Raw genomic sequence first — 16,412 nt, 5'->3', positions numbered from 1 at the left:
AGTCTGCATAGCTGATGATGTGGTCGGCGGCGTGGAAGGCGGGTTCTTCGAAGTGTTTGTCGAGCAGGCGGCCGCTTTTGGCGTAGCTTTTCCAGGCGATATGTTGCAGGGAGGTGCCGGGTTGGTGGTCTTGCAGGAAGGCGAGGTCTTCGTTGCCGCCGAGTTTGCGGCGCGGCTCGCCTTCTTCGGCCGGGGTGCTGCCGGGCGGGGCGGTGTGCGGCTTGGGGGCGGGGTAGACGAGGCCGTTGTCGGGCCAGTGCCAGACACATTCGACGCTGCTCACGGCAAACGGCCACACGCTGGCACAGCGCAGCGGGGGCAGGATCAGGCGGCCGCGCCGTGCGGGCAGCACGGGCCAGATGAAGGGTTGGGGCTGCTTGGCGGTGAAGAGGGCGGCGCGGTATTCGGGATCGGTGTTGCGGCGGCTTTCGGGGGCAAACCAAAGCTGGCGGTGGCGGGCTTTGATTGAGGGGGCGGGGAAGAGTTGGATATCGGCAGGCTGCCCTTGGAAGAGTTCCTCGGGCAGGGTGAGGTCGAGGCGCAGGCCGAGCAGCTGGAGGCAGTTGAGCAGGGTGCCGACAAACAGGAAGCCGGCGAGCCAGAAGGCGACGATATAGGCGAGGTTTACCTGATAGTTGAGCCCGACGAGCCACAACAGGGCAATCATGGCGGCCAGGCTGATGCCGAGCCGGGTGGGGCGCAGGCGCAGGTCGCGCAGGCGCGGGCTGTATTGGTTGGCGCTCACGATACGGCTACCTGAAGCAGCATTTGTTCCAGCAGCTGGGAGATGGATTGGGGCTGCAGGGTTTGCAGGCGGTGTCCAGCCACGGCTATCCATACGGCTTTGATGTCTTCCGGCAGCACATAATCGCGGCCGGCCAGGAAGGCCCAGGCTTTGGCGGCTTTGACCACGGCAAGCCCGGCGCGCGGGCTGAGGCCGGTAACGAACAGGCCGGGCTGGCGGGTGGATTGCACCAGCCGGTAAACATAATCGGCAGCCTGCTGCGAGCATTTTACTTGGGCGGCCTGTGCCTGCCATTGGAGCAGGATTTCGGCGTTGCACATGGCTTTGAGCGCGGGCAGCAGTTGGCGGCGGTCGCCTTGGGCGTAGAGTCGGCGTTCGGCTTCGGCGGAGGGGTAGCCCAGTGAGAGGCGCATCATGAAACGGTCGAGCTGGGATTCGGGCAGGGGAAAGGTGCCGAGCTGCTCGATGGGGTTTTGGGTGGCGATCACGAAGAAGGGTTTGGGCAGGCGGTAGGTTTTACCGTCTACAGAGACTTGTTTTTCTTCCATGGCTTCCAAAAGGGCGGATTGCATTTTGGGCGAGGCGCGGTTGATTTCGTCGGCCAGCAGGAAGTGGTGGAAAATGGGGCCGGGATGGAATTTGAATTGGCCGTCGGCAGGTTGGAAAACGTTGATACCGAGGAGGTCGGCGGGCAGCATGTCGTTGGTGAATTGGACGCGGCGGTAGCCGAGGCCGAGCACGGCGGCCAGGCCGTGGGCGAGGGTGGTTTTGCCCACGCCGGGTACGTCTTCGAGCAAAACGTGGCCGTCGGCCAGGATGCAGGCCATCAGGTGTTGGAGAACGGTTTCTTTGCCGAGAATCAGGCTGTTGAGTTGGGAGAAGACGTTTTGTAAGTAGGGATTCATGGTGTGGATAGTTTGAGTTGTGGTGTGAGTGAGGCTACCTGAAAATGTTTTTGCGGTGGCGCTTATGAAGAAAAGCCCTGTTCAATCAACAGGGCATATTTTTCAGGTAGCCTAATCTTGTACCGGTTCTTCGGCGGCAACCTGTTCGATTAATTGGGAGATGCTCATGCCGCGTTCGAGCGATTGGTCGTATTTGAAGTGCAGCTCGGGCGTTTTAAACAGCTTGATGCGGCGGGAGAGCTCGCTGCGCAGATGGCCTTTGGCGTGTTCCAGCGCTTCGGCGGTAATTTCACGCGTGGCATCGTCGAGCACGGTGTAATACACGGTGGCATGGCTGTAGTCGCGGGTAAGCTCGACTTCGTTGATGGTGATGAAGCCGGCGCGCGGGTCTTTAAGGCCGGTACGGACGAGCTCGGCCAGCTCGCGCATAATCTGTTCGCGCACGCGGTCTTGGCGGGCGTAGCCGCGGTGGGTTTTGGCCATGTGGTCTTTCTCGATATAGGGGGTTATTTCAGTTCGCTGGTGCGGTCGAGCAGGGCATCCATCAGCGAATCGTATTGTTTTTTACGATGTTGGATGCGCAGTTGATCGAATTCGCCCAACTGTTCTTCAAAAGTGTATGTTTTGAAATAGGGCTTCAGGTCGAAGGACTTTTCCAAAAAGCGAATAACGTTGAGGTCGTTTTCACGGTCAACAGGGCGCATGGGCAGCCGTCCAGTAAGCACGAAGTTGTCGGGCATGACAAGGGTAGCCACGATGATCGGTTCATCGTTTTCACGTTGGCGTATTTCTCGGATTAGGGTAAACGTTTCAAAAGTGTAGGTTTGTTTGTCGTTCATTTTCGCGTACTCATCAGGGCAGCGGTTGGTATGGTGGGCAAACACGGTGTAAACAGGCGATATGATACGACAACCATCGCCGGCTGGGTATAGGCTGAGGCATTTATTTCTTTACATATATAGCCAAATTGTTATAGCAAGCCAAATTGACTGTCGATACAAGGTGAACTAACGCCGTAGCGAAAGTTAAGTTGGTTGGCTATAAAAACCATCATCGAAATGTGGAGCTTTGGCAAAGTTGCTGATTTGCCCAACATTTTACTGCGCCACAATGCTCTCAATGCAGCCTGTTGTGCTTCAGATATAACAAGAGGCGACCTGAAACGGATTCGGGCAGCCTCTTGTTTCGCTTGATGCCTGTTTACAGGGTACGAGCCACTTCCACGATATCAAAGGCTTCCAGCATGTCGCCTTCTTGGATATCGTTGTAGTTCTTCAGCATCAAGCCGCATTCGAAGCCCATGCGCACTTCTTTCACATCGTCTTTGAAGCGTTTGAGCGATTCGAGCTCGCCAGTGTGGATCACCACATGGTCGCGGATGAGGCGCACGCGGCTGTCGCGCTTGATGAGGCCGTCGGTAACCATACAGCCGGCAATATTGCCCACTTTGGAAATATTGATAACCTGGCGGATTTCTACCGTGCCGGTTTGCTGCTCTTTCTGCTCGGGAGCAAGCATACCGCTCATGGCTGCTTTCACATCGTCGATGGCGTCGTAGATGATGTTGTAGTAGCGGATTTCGATGTCTTCGTTTTCGGCCAGCTTGCGTGCGGAACCATCGGCACGCACGTTGAAGCCGATAATGAAGGCACCGGAGGCGATGGCTAGGTTGACATCGCTTTCGGTAATGCCGCCTACGCCGCTGTGCAGCACTTCCACTTTCACCTCGTCGTTTGACAGCTTTTTGAGGCTACCTGAAAGCGCTTCGTACGAACCCTGCACGTCGGCTTTGATGATAACGGACAGATTTTGCGCTGCCTGACCGTCGCCGGCGTTGGCAAACAGGTTTTCCAGTTTGGCAGCCTGCTGTTTGGCCAGCCGCACGTCGCGGTATTTGCCTTGGCGGAACAGGGCGATTTCGCGGGCTTTTTTCTCGTCGGCCAACACCATGGCGTCTTCGCCGGCGTTGGGGACGTCGGAAAGGCCGAGGATTTCCACCGGAATGGAGGGGCCGGCTTCCTGTACCTGTCTGCCGTTTTCGTCCACCATAGCGCGGACTTTGCCGAAGGCCGTGCCGGCCAGGAGCATATCGCCTTTTTTCAGCGTGCCGCTCTGTACCAGCAGGGTGGCCACCGCGCCGCGGCCTTTGTCCAGACGGGCTTCCACGATGATGCCTTTGGCTGGTGCGTCTACTGGCGCTTTCAGTTCGAGCACTTCGGCTTCCAGCAGCACGGCTTCCAAAAGCGCATCGATATTGATGCCTTGTTTGGCGGAAACATCGATAAACTGCACATTACCGCCCCAAGCATCGGGGATCACTTCATGTGCGGTCAGCTCTTGGCGAATACGCTCGGGATTGGCGGCTTCCTTATCGATTTTGTTCACTGCCACCACCATCGGCACGCCGGCCGCTTTGGCATGGGCAATGGCTTCGATGGTTTGCGGCATCACGCCGTCATCGGCGGCCACGACCAAAATCACGATATCAGTGGCCTGGGCACCGCGTGCACGCATCGCGGTAAAGGCTTCGTGGCCGGGGGTATCTAGGAAAGTGATAACACCGCGCGGGGTCTGCACATGGTAGGCACCGATGTGCTGGGTAATGCCGCCGGCTTCGCCTTGCACCACTTTGGCGCGACGAATGTAGTCGAGCAGCGAAGTTTTACCGTGGTCCACGTGGCCCATTACGGTTACCACCGGCGGGCGCGGCAGGGCTTCGGCTTGAACGGCGGTTTCAGTGTCGTTCAAGAAGGCTTCGGGATCATCCGCAGCAGCGGGTTTGCCGATATGGCCCATTTCTTCCACCACAATCAATGCGGTTTCCTGGTCGAGCGATTGATTGATGGTCACCATCATGCCCATCTTCATCAGGGCTTTCACCACTTCCACGCCCTTAACTGCCATTTTGTGTGCCAAATCGGCCACGGTGATGGTTTCGGGCACGAGCACTTCGTGCACCACCGGCTCGGTCGGGGCTTGGAAGGCGTGTTGGTTCGGCTCCAGCTTGAGCTGTTTCTTGCCTTTTTTGCCACCACGTACGCGCTCCTCATCGCCACGATTACTGCGTTCTTTGCCTTTGCCTTTGGCGGAACGGCCGCGCGGCATATCGTCGTCGCGCTGCTGGTGGCGATCGCCTTTTTTCGGGCGGCTGCCGCTGGGAGCGGCATTGCCGGAGGAAAGGGGGGCTTTTTCGCTCGGTGCGGCGCTGCGCGGGGCAGACTGCTGCTCTTTGGCCAGCTTGGCTTCCTGCTGCGCCTGCAGTTTGGCTGCTTCGCGGCGGGCCTGGCGCTCCTGTTTTTCTTTCAGCAGGGCTTGTTGGTGGGCACGCAGGGCTTCGGCACGGCGGGCTTCTTCGTCACGCATGGCCTTTTCGGCGGCACTAACCACTTCCACCGGTTGCGGTGTTGGCTCAGGGGCCTTTTCTTTTTTCGGTTTGCGGCTGCGTTTCGGTTTGGCTTCGGCTGCCGGAGCGTCATCCGGCGTGGCTACTTCAGTAGCTGCCGGTGTAGCATCAGTTTTGGCAGCAGTAGTTTCCATGGTAGGTGTTTCAACCACTGTTGTTTCGACAGCTTCTGAGGCTACCTGAACATTTGGTTCTTCCACGGCAGGGGCGGCTGCAGGTGCTTCTGTGGCAACAGTTGCGGCTGGTTGTGCCGGGGCAACTTCAGCAGCGGGTTTGCTCTCGGCAACTGCTTCAATCGGCGGCACGGCCACGCGGCGGCGGCGGCGGGTTTCCACTTGTACGCCAGCCACAGTGCTGCGCTCGGTGCGGGTACGGCTCACGCTGATGGATACGGTGCCGCTGTCGTTCTGTTTGCGCAGGTGGGTCAGTAGAGCTTGTTTGTCTGCCGGGCTGATGCTGTCGGCACCGCTGCTTTTTTCCACGCCGGCGGCTTTGAGCTGCTCCAAGAGCGTGGGCACGGATTTTTTCAGTTCGGCGGCAAATTGTTGTACGGTATTACTCATAAGTTTCCGGCCTCCTTATTCCTGTGTTTCGGCAAACCAATGTTCGCGGGCGGCCAAAATAACGGTTTTGGCTTCTTCTTCGCTCACACCGGTGATTTCGATCAATTCGTCGGTGGAAAGCTCAGCCAAGCTGTCGCGGGTGGTGATGCCAGCTTGCGCCAAATCGCGCAGCATGTCTTGGTCAATGCCGTTGAGGGTTTTCAGCTCTTCTTCCACTTCGTCCAGTTTTTCTTCCGACATGATGGCCAGAGTAAGGATGGCGTCGCGAGCACGGTTGCGCAGCGTTTCTACGGTGGCTTCGTCGAAGCCGATTTCCACCAGTTCGGCAGCAGGCACATAGGCCACTTCTTCCAGAGCGGCGAAGCCTTCTTCAATCAGCAGATCAGCTGTTTGCTCGTCCACGTTCAGATGCTGCATAAACAGGCTGCGAATCTGCGCATCTTCGGCTTCGTGACGCTCTTCAGCTTCCTGTACGGTCATGATGTTAAGCTGCCAGCCGGTGAGGTCGGCGGCGAGGCGTACGTTTTGGCCACCGCGGCCGATGGCAGGCGCGAGCTGGTCTTCGGCCACGATAACATCTACCGAATGGTTGTCTTCGTCAATCAGAATGCGGCTGACTTCGGCGGGGGAGAGCGCGTTAATCACAAACTGGGCAGTTTCGGGCGACCATAGCACCACGTCCACCCGTTCGCCGGCCAATTCGTTGGATACGGCATTCACGCGCGAGCCGCGCACGCCGATGCAGGTGCCTTGCGGATCAATACGTGCATCATTGGATTTAACGGCGATTTTGGCGCGTTGGCCGGGATCACGGGCGGCTTCTTTGATTTCCAGCAGGCCGTCTTCGATTTCCGGCACTTCTTGTTCAAACAGTTTCACCAAAAATTCGCGTGAGGTGCGGCTGAGGATAACTTGTTTGCGGCCGCTGTTGCCTTGTTCGTCCACGCGCAGGAAGAGGGCGCGGATGCGGTCGCCGCTGCGGAAGTTTTCGCGCGGGATGCATTGGTCGCGTGGAATCAGCGCGTCCAAACGGCCTATTTCCACGATGATGCCGTGGCGTTCCACACGTTTTACCGTGCCCATTACCACGTCTTCGCGGCGGGCGAGGAATTCTTGCAGAATCTGCTCGCGCTCGGCATCGCGGATGCGCTGTAAAATGATTTGCTTGGCAGTTTGTGCGGCTTGACGGCCGAAGGCCACGTTTTCCAGCTCTTCTTCGTAATACTCGCCGATTTGCAGTGGGGAATCGGGGAATTCTTCTTGGATTTCCTCGATGGTTTTTTGCGTGTCGGGATAGGTGTAGTCTTCATCCGCCACGATTAACCAGCGGCGGAAGGTGTGGTATTCACCGGTGTTACGGTCGATGCTCACGCGCACGTCCATGTGTTCGCGGTCGGCCTTTTTCTTGGCGGCCACCGACAGGGCGAACTCCAATGCTTCGAATACCACTTCGGATTCAACGTTTTTTTCGCTGGCCAGGGCTTCGGCCAGTTGCAACATTTCGCGGCTCATGGGAATGAACTCTCCATTAATTGATAAATAGGCAAATTAGAATTCGGGCTTCAGGTGCGCCCGGTCGATATTGGATAATTCGATGGCAGCAGTTTTGCCATCGAAGGCGATAGTCAGCACATCGTTTTCAAAGTTTTCGATGTGGCCGATGAAGTTTTTCTGACCCTCCACCGGCAAACGGGTTTTCAGCTTGACGAGGCTACCTGAAAAACGGATGAAGTCGGCTGCCTTTTTTAGCGGTCGGTCGAGGCCGGGGCTGGAAATTTCCAGCCGTTTATAGTCCACATCTTCCACCATGAAGAGGCGGCTCAAGTGGTTGCTGACGGTGGCGCAGTCTTCCACGGTAATGCCTTCGGGCTTGTCGATAAACACGCGCAAATCGCCTTGCGCGGTGAGCTCGAAATCCACCAATTCATAGCCCAGGCCGGGCAGGGTTTTTTCTAAAACGGCTTGAATATCCATGATTCCCTAGTTGAAAAAACAAAAAAATGGCCTCGGGGCCATTTCTCATTTATCTCGTATAAATAACTGAAAAACGGCGCGATTCTAAACCATATTCGGCGATTTGGCAAATCTGTTTGCGCCTGGTGTGCAGGGTGACGGGCGGGCTGTGAGAATCGCGCAACAATGCTGGATTGGAACGAAGGGGAAGATTGGATTTTGGTTTTAAACTTCGTTGAGGCTTATGTTTTGGCTCAAGTAGTTCGGAAACTTTATTTTTACTTAGATTGCGATTGATACTTTCAGGTAGCCTGTGTTACCACGCGATGTAAAACATTGCCTTAGCTAGAAACACAATCAGCAGCATCTGCACCAGCACGGCGCGATGGATGTATTTGGAAAAGGCCACGGTCATGGTGTGGCGGCGCATACGGGTAACAGCGGCCAGAAAGTGGCAGAGGATGCTGAAAGCCAGCAGCAGCTTGATGGAGAGCTGGATAAAGAAAGAATTGGCAAACGGATTGTGGAGAATTTGCAGGTAGCGGTGCATCATCACCAGGCCGGAAAGAAACAGCAACCCAACTACCCAGGGCATGACTTTCACCGCCCGAGCGGAAAGTGCCCGTTCGGCTTCGCGCCGAGCCTCACGGCTGACTTTTTTGGTGTGCAGCACCGATAAAACCAGCGACTCAAACAACACCCCGCCCACGAAGGTAATGGCACAGAATAAGTGAATGATGTGTGCAACGGAGTAAACAGACATTTACCTGCCTTTTGATGCAATCACAGAAAAATGCGATACTCTCACAGGCAGGTAGGGCGGTCAAATCCGCCATGCCTCTCTGATACTGACAGAAAGGGTATATATCATGAGAAAATCTACTATTACTTCTATTTTCACTGTTATGCTGCTTACTGCCTCTCTGAGCGCTTGTACCGGCATGACCACCAAACAGCGCAATATTGCTGTGGGTGCCGCAGTGGGCGGTGTGGCCGGTAATGTGATTGGCGGTGATACCGGCTCAACCTTGGGTGGTGCTGCCCTGGGTGGTCTAGTAGGCAGCCAGGTTCAGTAAGTCCTAAACCCTTACTAATGATGCGGGCGGAAGTGTGAAAGCACTTCCGCCCGCAGTTGTTTTGACGTAGTGGATTAAAATGAAGAATGCTACTGCGTTGGCTCGCCTTGCTGTACTACTTGTACTATTTGCGGCTCGCCGCCTTGTCCCATTCTTATTTGAATCCACTATATTTTATGGATTGGCACAGTTTCGATATTCAGTTATTCCGATTAGGCCGCGGTAGGGTAAATCAGGCAGCATCGGTTTTATCGAAACGGTTAGAAATAATGTGTACCGCAGCCGGCCGGTAAGCCGGGTTCTGTCGTTGGACAGTCATTCCTCTAGGCCGATTGTTACCAAGCGGCTCAAGCAACCTACCCGAATGCTCGGCGAGCAGCGTCGTTGCATTCTGTTTGGTCTTGCTGCGGATGGGGTTTAGCCTGCTACGGACTGTTACCAGCCGCACGGTGCGCTCTTACCGCACCATTTCACCCTTACCTGTGCCGTGTTGCCACAGCCATCGGCGGTTATGCTTTCTGTTCCACTTTCCGTCGCCTCGCGGCGCCCGGCCGTTAGCCGGCATCCTGCTCTGTGCAGCCCGGACTTTCCTCCCCACCCAAAGGCGCGGCGACTGTCTGGCCTGCTGCGATACGGGCGGGATTATAACGGATTGGGTGGGAAAGGCTACCTGAAAATGGTGATGTCAGAAAGAAAACTTGGTCTTGCTCGCATAGTTCACCAATTGCTTAGATTACCTTGTAAGGGCTGCTCAATTGGTAGGCTACCTGAAAAGATCAGATAAAAGATCACATGCTTACTCGGCCAAGTCGTCGATGCTGTTGGCTACTTGTTCCAGTTCGCCGCCGTCGCTCGACCAGAGGAAGACGGCTTCGCCGAGCTGTTGCGGGGATTCGGGCAATAGGAGCAGGAAGTCGCCGCATTGATTGTCGCCAATCAGCACGGCTTGGGTGGGGAAACCATGCCAGCTTTCCCGGGCAGAGGCGGTTTCTTTGGCAATGTGATTGCAGGTTCGGCGCAGGCGTTTTTTATCGGAGGTGTCGAATACGGGCAGGAGGGTGAAGCTGCTGTCTTCGTTGTCGGGTTCGAGCAGGATTTCGCCGCCGTTTTCGGCTGAGAGCCTGGCTTTGAAGCGGGGAGGGAGCTGGATGCCGAGGGCTTGTTCGGCGGCTTGGATATATTTGGGCTCTACGGGGAAAGGCATGTGTTTGTTCCGATGTGGTGGATGGAATGTTGAGCCGGATTGGGCATAAACGCCACACTACTTTTCAGGTAGCCATCATCTGTGGTGAGGCTACCTGAAAATCAGTCGGGCTGCCGGATTTGGTAGCCTGAATTATCCTATGTTTCGGCAGAATTGATGTTTCAGGTAGCCTCAAGCGGGATAAAAGCTACCTGAAACTGCTCAACGCTATTTGCGCCAATAGGCGGGGGTGAAGAGCATGAACACGGTGAAGATTTCCAGGCGGCCGAGCAGCATGACGGCGGCGCACAGCCATTTTTGCACGGCGGCTAGTTCGGCGTAGCTGCCGGCGGGGCCGACGCTGCCGAGACCGGGGCCGGCGTTGGTGATGCAGGCGGTGGCGGCGGTGAGGGCGGTAACAAAATCGAGGCCGGTGGCCATGAGGGCGAAAGTGGCGAAGATGATGGTGAGGAAGTAAACGGCGGTGAATACGAGCACGGTCATGGCGGTGCGCTCGGCGATGTGCATGCCGTTGATTTTTACGGTGTGCACGGCGTTGGGGTGCAGCAGCAGCATCATTTCGCGCAGGCTGAATTTAAACAATACGATGGCACGGATGGTTTTGAGCCCGCCGCCGGCGCTGCCGGCGTTGGAGAGGATATTGGCGAGGAAAAACATCCAGAGGGACACGGGCAGCGGCCAGGCGGCGAAGTCGGTGTTGGCGTAGCCGTTGGCCAGGCCGATGGAGATGAAGTTGAAACCGACGAAGCGCAGGGATTGCGACCAGTCGGGGTAGAAATCTTTGTGCCACAGGTAGAGGGCGCACACGATGATGCTGGTAATCAGGGCGGTAATCATCACGCTTACTTCGGTGTCGCGGCGGTAGACGTTGAGGCTGCGTTGGCGGAAGGCGTAGTAGTGGTTGGTGAAGTTGATGGCGGCGATGACGCTGCCGACAGACAAAATCATTTCGATGGGCACGGAATCGAAATAGGCGATGTTTTGATCGTGGGTAGAGAAACCGCCCAGGCCGAGGCAGGACATGGCGTGGCATACGGCATCAAGCCAGCTCATGCCGGCCAGGCGCAGGGCGAGGCAGGTGATGAGGGTGAAGAAAACGTAAATCAGCCAAAGGTTTTTGGCGGTTTGGGAAATGCGGGGGGCGAGCTTGCTGTCTTTGTGGATGCCGGGGATTTCGGCTTTGAAAAGCTGGGTGCCGCCCACACCGATCATGGGTAGGATGGCTACAGCCAAAACGATGATGCCCATGCCGCCCACCCAGTTGAGCAGGTGGCGCCAGAAATTGAGCGAGGGGGGGAAGCTGTCGAGGTTGGTGAAAACGGTGGCGCCGGCGGTGGTGAGGCCGGAGATGGCTTCGAAGAAGGCGTCGGTGTAGCTGATGCCGGGCAGATACCAATAAAACGGCAGGGAGGCGACCACGGCAAAACCCAACCACAGTAGGAAAACGAGGGTGAAGCCGTCGCGGGTGCGCAGCTCGCGCTGATGGCTGCGGGTGGTGAGCCAGATGATGCCGGAGGCGCAGATGGTGGCGGCAGCGGTGTCGGCAAACACCCAGAAGGCGGCGTCTTGGTAGAGATACGACACGAACGTGGGCGCCAAGAGCAGCAGCGAAAACACGAAACCGAGGCGGGAGAGGACGTGGGCGATGGGGGCGAGTTTGTAATACATGGTGGTGTGGTTTCAGGTAGCCTGTGCGGCAGGTATTGTACCTGTTTTAACGGGATAGCATAGAGGCGGCTGAAGCTACCTGAAAAATAGCAGGCGGGGTGCTTTAGTTTATCCTACGGTTTGTTTTTATTCATATTCACGATAAAACGGTAAAGGCTACCTGAAAGCGGATACGGCGGTTTCAGGTAGCCTGCGGCATGGGCCAACGGGCGCGGCTTAAGCGCGTTTCGGATCGTTGGGGCGCAGTTCGGCCGCCAGTTTGTCCAAAATACCGTTGACGAATTTGTGGCCGTCGATGCCGCCGAAGGTTTTGGTGACTTCAATCGCTTCGTTGATGATCACGGGGTAGGGCGTTTCCGGCATATCACGCAGCTCGAAGGCAGCGGCCAGCAGCACGGCGCATTCGATGGGGCTGAGGTCTTTTTCGTCGCGGTCGAGCAGCGGGCGGATAATCTGCATCAGCTCTCGGCGTTTGGCCTGCACGCCGAAGAAAATGGCGGTGAAGAGCTCGTTGTCGGCCTTGGCGAAGTATTCGTTTTCGCGGATGTTTTTGGCTACTTCGGCATCGGGCAGCTGGTTGAGCGCGGCCTGATACAGCGCCTGCACGGCAAATTCGCGTGCGCGGCGGCGCGGGGTGCGGTTTTTCGGTTTCATTACTCGGCTTTCTGAAATCAAGGGCTACACGATGGCATTGGGCAGGCTGTTGCCGGCCGGATTGAGGCGGCGCAGCAGGTTGGCGCATTCCACCGCCACCACAGCGGCTTCGGCGGCTTTGCTTTGGATGCGCGCGTGGGCTTGTTCGTCGTTTTCGGTGGTGAGGACGGCATTGGCGATGGGGATGTTGAAATCCAGCCCCACGCGGCTGATGCCGGCGGCGGACTCGTTCGACACCAATTCGAAATGGTAGGTTTCGCCGCGAATTACCGCACCCAAGGCCACCAGCGCATCAAAGCTGTGCGACTGCGCCATATTTTGCAGCGCCAGCGGCACTTCCAGCGCGCCGGGCACGGTGGCTACGGTGATGTTGCCGTCGGGTACGCCCAGTTCCACCAGTTTTTCAGTGCACACTTCAAGCATGGCGCTGCCGATTTCGTTGGAAAAACGGGCTTGTACGATGCCGATATTCAGGCCTGCGCCGTCGTGGTTGGGGGGGATGATGGTCATGTCCGCTGCTCCGTTGTAGTGAAATAAGCAAAAGCGGCATGCGCCGCAAAGAAAGCGGATTTTACACCAAAGCGCACGTTTTGGGGCTGTGAAGGAAGATGGCTTGCGTTACAATGGCGGCGTTTTGCTCCACTTTTCAGGTAGCCTCCCATGCCAACCATCACCCTTATCGCCGCTGTGGCGGACAATCGCTGCATCGGCAGCGGCAACGCCATGCCCTGGCATATTGCCGAAGATTTCGCCTTTTTCAAACGCTACACCTTGGGCAAACCCGTGGTGATGGGGCGCAAAACTTGGGATTCGCTGCCGAAAAACCCCTTGCCCGGCCGCCGCAATATCGTGATTACCCGCCAGCCGCTCTGGCAGGCCGAAGGCGTGGAACGTGCCGACAGCTTAGATGCCGCGCTGGCCGTGCTGGCCGACGTGCCCGAAATCATCATCATGGGTGGCGCACAGATTTACGCCCAAGCCCTGCCGCTGGCTACCGATTTGCGCCTCACCGAAGTGCGCTTGGATATTGACGGCGACGCCTTCTTCCCCGCCTTTGACCCCGCCGAATGGCAGGAGGTTGAACGCAGCAGCCATACCGCTGCCGCCAACGGCATCCGCTTCGATTTCGTGCACTACCGCCGCGCCCGGCAGGCTAGCTGAAAGATCGAGGCTACCTGAAAAATGCTGCACCGCCTGATCGAGCGCCATTGGCAAACGCCCAACCCGCTGCTCACGCCGATTTTATGGCCGCTGGCGCGGCTGTTCGGCCTGTTGGCGGCGCGGCGGCGTGAAGGCTACCTGAAAGGTCAGCGGCACAGCGAAAAGCTGCCTGTGCCGGTGGTGGTAGTGGGCAATGTGCAGGCTGGCGGCAGCGGCAAAACCCCCGTGGTGCAGGCCTTGGTGCGTGCCTTGCAGGAGCGCGGCATCCGCCCCGGCATCATCAGCCGTGGCTATGGCCGCAGCGGGCAGGGTGTGCATGTGTTAAACAACCAAAGCACTGCCGCGCAGGCCGGCGACGAACCGCTGCTGCTGCATCGCAGCACCGGCGCTCCTGCCGCTGTGGGCAGCCGCCGTGCCGAAGCGGGCAGGGCGCTTTTGGCCGAGCATCCCGAAGTGCAAATCATCGTTGCCGACGACGGCCTGCAACACTACGCTCTGCAACGCGATTTCGAGCTGGCCGTGTTCCCCGCCGCCGATGTGGGGCGGCCGCTGGATTTGCTGCCCAACGGCAATTTGCGCGAGCCTTTGCAGCGCCTGGAAAGCGTAAACGCCGTGCTGCTCGCCAACAGCACGCCCGACAGACCCGAGCCGGATTGGGCGCTGCCGGATAACGTGTTGCTTTGCCGCAGCCGCCTGCAATGCGGGCAGATTTACCGTCTGCACCGCCCGCACGAACCCTTGCCTGAAGGCTACCTGAAACAGCGCAGCGTTATCGCCGCCGCCGCCATCGCCAAGCCCGAACGTTTCTTTGCCGAACTGGCGAGGCTGGGCATCGAAACCGAACGGCAAATGGCCCTGCCCGACCACGCTGCTTGGCAGATTGCCGATTTGCCCGCAGCCGACTGCTACATCGTCACTGAAAAAGACGCAGTGAAGCTCGCCGCCGACACCGCGCAGGAAGTATGGGTATTGCCCGTGCGCGCCGAACTGCCGGAAGCCTTAGTGCAGGCCGTAATCCGCCGCTGCCTGCCGGATAGGGAACAGGCTACCTGAAAACGGAAAGGCTACCTGAAAACAGCGGCACGGCGGGCCGCGCGGAAAAGTTTCGGGCAGCCTCACAGCGCAAGCAGTTTTGCCAACAGGCGTTCGCGCCCGATACCCGCCGCGCCGACCCAACCAACCGGAGACACCAAACCATGGACAAAAAATACCTCGACCTCCTCGTTTGCCCGCTCACCAAAGGCACGCTCGAATACCATGCCGGCCGCCAAGAGTTGTGGAGCCGCCAAGCCAAGCTGGCCTTTCCCATCCGCGACGGCATTCCCATCATGCTGGAAAACGAAGCCCGCCCCCTCACAGAAGAAGAGCTGCACGCATGAGCACCCCGTTTACCGTCATCATCCCCGCCCGCCTGGCTTCCAGCAGGCTACCTGAAAAAGCTTTGGTCGATATTGCCGGCAAACCCATGGTGGTGCGCGTGGCCGAGCGCGCCAAGCTGAGCGAAGCGCAGCGCATCGTCGTGGCCACCGACCACACCGCCATTGCCGCCGCCTGCTCCGAATACGGCATTGAAGCCGTGCTCACCGGCAAACAGCACACCAGCGGCACCGCCCGCCTGGCCGAAGCCGCGCTGCTGCTCGGCATGGCCGATAGCGATATTGCCGTGAACGTGCAGGGCGACGAGCCGCTGATTGATCCCGCCCTCATCAACCGCACCGCCGAATTGCTCGGCAGCAGCAGCGCCCAAATGGCCACCGCCGCCCACCCGATTGCCGACGTGGCCGAATTTCTCAACCCCAACTGCGTGAAAGTGGTGCTCGATCAGCGGCGCAACGCCCTTTATTTCAGCCGTGCCCCCATTGCCTGGCCGCGCGATGCCTTCGCCGAAACGCAAGCCGTGCTGCCCGAAGGCTTTGCCCCGCTGCGCCATATCGGCCTGTATGCCTACCGCGTGGGCTTTTTGCACCAATACGTCGGCCTGCCGCCCTCGCCGCTGGAGAGCATCGAATCGCTCGAGCAGCTGCGCGTGTTGTGGCACGGCGGCAAAATCGCCGTAACCGTGTGCGACAACGCCCCCGCCGCCGGGGTGGACACCGCCGAAGATTTGCAGCGCGTGCGCGATTGGTTTGCCCGACATCCCGAAGAGGCTAGCTGAAATACCATTTTCCAGTGTCGCTACAGTATTGCATCTCCTAATGCATTGCTTCGCCAATAGTTTCAGGTAGCCTTCTCATGCCAAGCAGGCTACCTGAAATCAAAATCTGCCTAACAAAGAAACGAATATGACCACACCCGACAACACCGTCCGCCTTTCCAAACGCATGGCCGAGCTCGGCCTCTGTTCGCGCCGCGAAGCCGATGCCTATATCGAGCGCGGCTGGGTGAGTGTGAACGGCGAGAAAGCCGTGCTCGGCCAAAAGGTGGGCGAGGGCGACCGCATCGAGCTGCACCGCGCCGCGCACGAAGAACAGGCCGGGCGGGTGACCATCCTGCTGCACAAGCCCGTGGGTTTCGTGAGCGGGCAGGCCGAAAAAGGCTACCGCAGCGCCGCTGAGTTGATTACTGAGGCCAACCATTGGCCGGAAGACCGCAGCCCGCAAAAGTTTAAAGCGGCACACCGCCACGGTCTCGCCCCCGCCGGCCGGCTGGATATCGATTCGGTCGGGCTACTAGTGCTCACGCAAGACGGACGCGTGGCCAAAAGCCTGATCGGCGAAAACAGCGGTGTGGAAAAAGAATATCTGGTGCGCGTGAAGGGCAAACTTTCCGAAGAAGGTCTGCGCCTGCTGAACCACGGCTTGAAACTGGACGGCGAAGCGTTGCGGCCGGCCAAGGTGTCGTGGCAAAACCAAGACCAGCTGCGCTTTGTGCTGAAACAGGGCAAAAAACGCCAAATCCGCCGTATGTGTGAGCTGGTCGGGTTGCGTGTGGTGGGGCTCAAGCGCATCCGCATCGGCAAGGTGAAACTCGGCGCGCTGCCGCCGGGGCAGTGGCGCTATCTAGCGCCGCACGAGCGGTTTTGATTGAAGATAATTGAATAAGGCTACCTGAAAAGCGTGTGTGGTTTACGCTATGTTTCA

Annotated in this window: 18 protein-coding genes and 1 other RNA gene; 6 read left to right on the top strand and 13 right to left on the bottom strand. The window is 58.0% G+C overall.

What is annotated here, in order from left to right:
* The 8 genes from HMPREF2541_RS10830 to HMPREF2541_RS10795 all read right to left on the bottom strand — a co-directional run.
* A partial coding sequence (locus tag HMPREF2541_RS10830) for a DUF58 domain-containing protein (RefSeq protein ID WP_070543556.1) occupies nucleotides 1-745 on the bottom strand: 745 nt, incomplete at its 3' end.
* Nucleotides 742-1,650: an AAA family ATPase gene (locus HMPREF2541_RS10825; protein WP_070543554.1), complete on the bottom strand. Its 909-nt coding sequence runs from the start codon at nucleotides 1,648-1,650 to the stop codon at nucleotides 742-744. The genes HMPREF2541_RS10830 and HMPREF2541_RS10825, both read right to left, overlap by 4 nt.
* A gap of 111 nt (nucleotides 1,651-1,761) precedes the next feature.
* Nucleotides 1,762-2,133, bottom strand: a complete 372-nt coding sequence (gene rbfA / locus HMPREF2541_RS10820; protein WP_003821868.1) for a 30S ribosome-binding factor RbfA — start codon at nucleotides 2,131-2,133, stop codon at nucleotides 1,762-1,764.
* Nucleotides 2,134-2,156: 23 nt separating this feature from the next.
* Complete coding sequence (locus HMPREF2541_RS10815) at nucleotides 2,157-2,489, bottom strand: hypothetical protein (protein WP_003821867.1); 333 nt, start codon at nucleotides 2,487-2,489, stop codon at nucleotides 2,157-2,159.
* Nucleotides 2,490-2,850: 361 nt separating this feature from the next.
* Nucleotides 2,851-5,616, bottom strand: a complete 2,766-nt coding sequence (gene infB, locus HMPREF2541_RS10810; RefSeq protein ID WP_003821865.1) for a translation initiation factor IF-2 — start codon at nucleotides 5,614-5,616, stop codon at nucleotides 2,851-2,853.
* 15 nt (nucleotides 5,617-5,631) lie between these two features.
* On the bottom strand, nucleotides 5,632-7,128 hold the full coding sequence (gene nusA, locus HMPREF2541_RS10805) for a transcription termination factor NusA (protein WP_003821864.1): 1,497 nt from the start codon (nucleotides 7,126-7,128) through the stop codon (nucleotides 5,632-5,634).
* A 36-nt stretch (nucleotides 7,129-7,164) separates the two neighbouring features.
* The gene (gene rimP / locus HMPREF2541_RS10800; protein ID WP_003821862.1) at nucleotides 7,165-7,590 is read right to left on the bottom strand and encodes a ribosome maturation factor RimP; all 426 of its coding nucleotides are present in this window, start codon (nucleotides 7,588-7,590) and stop codon (nucleotides 7,165-7,167) included.
* Nucleotides 7,591-7,885: 295 nt separating this feature from the next.
* Complete coding sequence (locus HMPREF2541_RS10795) at nucleotides 7,886-8,332, bottom strand: CopD family copper resistance protein (protein ID WP_003821861.1); 447 nt, start codon at nucleotides 8,330-8,332, stop codon at nucleotides 7,886-7,888.
* Nucleotides 8,333-8,438: 106 nt separating this feature from the next.
* On the opposite strand from HMPREF2541_RS10795, the gene HMPREF2541_RS10790 reads away from it, so the two are divergent.
* Entirely contained in the window at nucleotides 8,439-8,645 is a 207-nt protein-coding gene (locus HMPREF2541_RS10790; protein ID WP_023886327.1) for a glycine zipper 2TM domain-containing protein, read from the top strand.
* 274 nt (nucleotides 8,646-8,919) lie between these two features.
* Here HMPREF2541_RS10790 and rnpB read toward each other — a convergent pair.
* The 5 genes from rnpB to ribH form a co-directional block, all read right to left on the bottom strand.
* Nucleotides 8,920-9,274, bottom strand: an RNA gene (gene rnpB / locus HMPREF2541_RS10785) — RNase P RNA component class A.
* 167 nt (nucleotides 9,275-9,441) lie between these two features.
* The gene (locus tag HMPREF2541_RS10780) at nucleotides 9,442-9,849 is read right to left on the bottom strand and encodes an SMI1/KNR4 family protein (RefSeq protein ID WP_064103760.1); all 408 of its coding nucleotides are present in this window, start codon (nucleotides 9,847-9,849) and stop codon (nucleotides 9,442-9,444) included.
* A gap of 207 nt (nucleotides 9,850-10,056) precedes the next feature.
* Nucleotides 10,057-11,517, bottom strand: a complete 1,461-nt coding sequence (locus HMPREF2541_RS10775; protein WP_003821853.1) for a TrkH family potassium uptake protein — start codon at nucleotides 11,515-11,517, stop codon at nucleotides 10,057-10,059.
* Between the two features lie 216 nt (nucleotides 11,518-11,733).
* A complete protein-coding gene (gene nusB / locus HMPREF2541_RS10770; RefSeq protein ID WP_003821852.1) occupies nucleotides 11,734-12,171 on the bottom strand; it encodes a transcription antitermination factor NusB in 438 nt (145 codons plus the stop codon).
* A 24-nt stretch (nucleotides 12,172-12,195) separates the two neighbouring features.
* Nucleotides 12,196-12,681, bottom strand: a complete 486-nt coding sequence (ribH, locus tag HMPREF2541_RS10765; RefSeq protein WP_003821850.1) for a 6,7-dimethyl-8-ribityllumazine synthase — start codon at nucleotides 12,679-12,681, stop codon at nucleotides 12,196-12,198.
* 150 nt (nucleotides 12,682-12,831) lie between these two features.
* Here ribH and HMPREF2541_RS10760 point away from each other — a divergent pair, with 150 nt between their 5' ends.
* From HMPREF2541_RS10760 to HMPREF2541_RS10740, 5 genes are all read left to right on the top strand, one after another.
* Entirely contained in the window at nucleotides 12,832-13,332 is a 501-nt protein-coding gene (locus tag HMPREF2541_RS10760) for a dihydrofolate reductase (RefSeq protein WP_070543553.1), read from the top strand.
* 21 nt (nucleotides 13,333-13,353) lie between these two features.
* On the top strand, nucleotides 13,354-14,385 hold the full coding sequence (gene lpxK / locus HMPREF2541_RS10755; RefSeq protein WP_064103763.1) for a tetraacyldisaccharide 4'-kinase: 1,032 nt from the start codon (nucleotides 13,354-13,356) through the stop codon (nucleotides 14,383-14,385).
* A gap of 143 nt (nucleotides 14,386-14,528) precedes the next feature.
* Nucleotides 14,529-14,711: a Trm112 family protein gene (locus tag HMPREF2541_RS10750; RefSeq protein ID WP_003821842.1), complete on the top strand. Its 183-nt coding sequence runs from the start codon at nucleotides 14,529-14,531 to the stop codon at nucleotides 14,709-14,711.
* Nucleotides 14,708-15,487, top strand: coding sequence for a 3-deoxy-manno-octulosonate cytidylyltransferase (kdsB, locus tag HMPREF2541_RS10745; RefSeq protein WP_003821840.1), 780 nt, complete (start codon nucleotides 14,708-14,710; stop codon nucleotides 15,485-15,487). The genes HMPREF2541_RS10750 and kdsB overlap by 4 nt, the downstream gene beginning before the upstream one ends.
* 127 nt (nucleotides 15,488-15,614) lie before the next feature.
* A complete protein-coding gene (locus tag HMPREF2541_RS10740) occupies nucleotides 15,615-16,355 on the top strand; it encodes a pseudouridine synthase (RefSeq protein WP_003821838.1) in 741 nt (246 codons plus the stop codon).
* Nucleotides 16,356-16,412 lie beyond the last annotated feature (57 nt).

This window comes from Eikenella sp. HMSC061C02, assembly GCF_001809035.1.
Lineage (GTDB): Bacteria > Pseudomonadota > Gammaproteobacteria > Burkholderiales > Neisseriaceae > Eikenella > Eikenella corrodens.
The sequence above is the reverse complement of the archived record's forward strand: the minus strand, read 5'-3'. Positions and strand labels throughout refer to the sequence as shown.

Coding starts and splice junctions, on each gene's coding strand:
- HMPREF2541_RS10740 (WP_003821838.1), top strand. CDS start 15,615: ATGACCACACCCGACAACACCGTCCGCCTTTCCAAACGCATGGCCGAG.
- rbfA (WP_003821868.1), bottom strand. CDS start 2,133: ATGGCCAAAACCCACCGCGGCTACGCCCGCCAAGACCGCGTGCGCGAA.
- HMPREF2541_RS10815 (WP_003821867.1), bottom strand. CDS start 2,489: ATGAACGACAAACAAACCTACACTTTTGAAACGTTTACCCTAATCCGA.
- HMPREF2541_RS10760 (WP_070543553.1), top strand. CDS start 12,832: ATGCCAACCATCACCCTTATCGCCGCTGTGGCGGACAATCGCTGCATC.
- rimP (WP_003821862.1), bottom strand. CDS start 7,590: ATGGATATTCAAGCCGTTTTAGAAAAAACCCTGCCCGGCCTGGGCTAT.
- HMPREF2541_RS10780 (WP_064103760.1), bottom strand. CDS start 9,849: ATGCCTTTCCCCGTAGAGCCCAAATATATCCAAGCCGCCGAACAAGCC.
- nusB (WP_003821852.1), bottom strand. CDS start 12,171: ATGAAACCGAAAAACCGCACCCCGCGCCGCCGCGCACGCGAATTTGCC.
- HMPREF2541_RS10825 (WP_070543554.1), bottom strand. CDS start 1,650: ATGAATCCCTACTTACAAAACGTCTTCTCCCAACTCAACAGCCTGATT.
- kdsB (WP_003821840.1), top strand. CDS start 14,708: ATGAGCACCCCGTTTACCGTCATCATCCCCGCCCGCCTGGCTTCCAGC.
- HMPREF2541_RS10750 (WP_003821842.1), top strand. CDS start 14,529: ATGGACAAAAAATACCTCGACCTCCTCGTTTGCCCGCTCACCAAAGGC.
- ribH (WP_003821850.1), bottom strand. CDS start 12,681: ATGACCATCATCCCCCCCAACCACGACGGCGCAGGCCTGAATATCGGC.
- HMPREF2541_RS10795 (WP_003821861.1), bottom strand. CDS start 8,332: ATGTCTGTTTACTCCGTTGCACACATCATTCACTTATTCTGTGCCATT.
- HMPREF2541_RS10790 (WP_023886327.1), top strand. CDS start 8,439: ATGAGAAAATCTACTATTACTTCTATTTTCACTGTTATGCTGCTTACT.
- lpxK (WP_064103763.1), top strand. CDS start 13,354: ATGCTGCACCGCCTGATCGAGCGCCATTGGCAAACGCCCAACCCGCTG.
- infB (WP_003821865.1), bottom strand. CDS start 5,616: ATGAGTAATACCGTACAACAATTTGCCGCCGAACTGAAAAAATCCGTG.
- nusA (WP_003821864.1), bottom strand. CDS start 7,128: ATGAGCCGCGAAATGTTGCAACTGGCCGAAGCCCTGGCCAGCGAAAAA.
- HMPREF2541_RS10775 (WP_003821853.1), bottom strand. CDS start 11,517: ATGTATTACAAACTCGCCCCCATCGCCCACGTCCTCTCCCGCCTCGGT.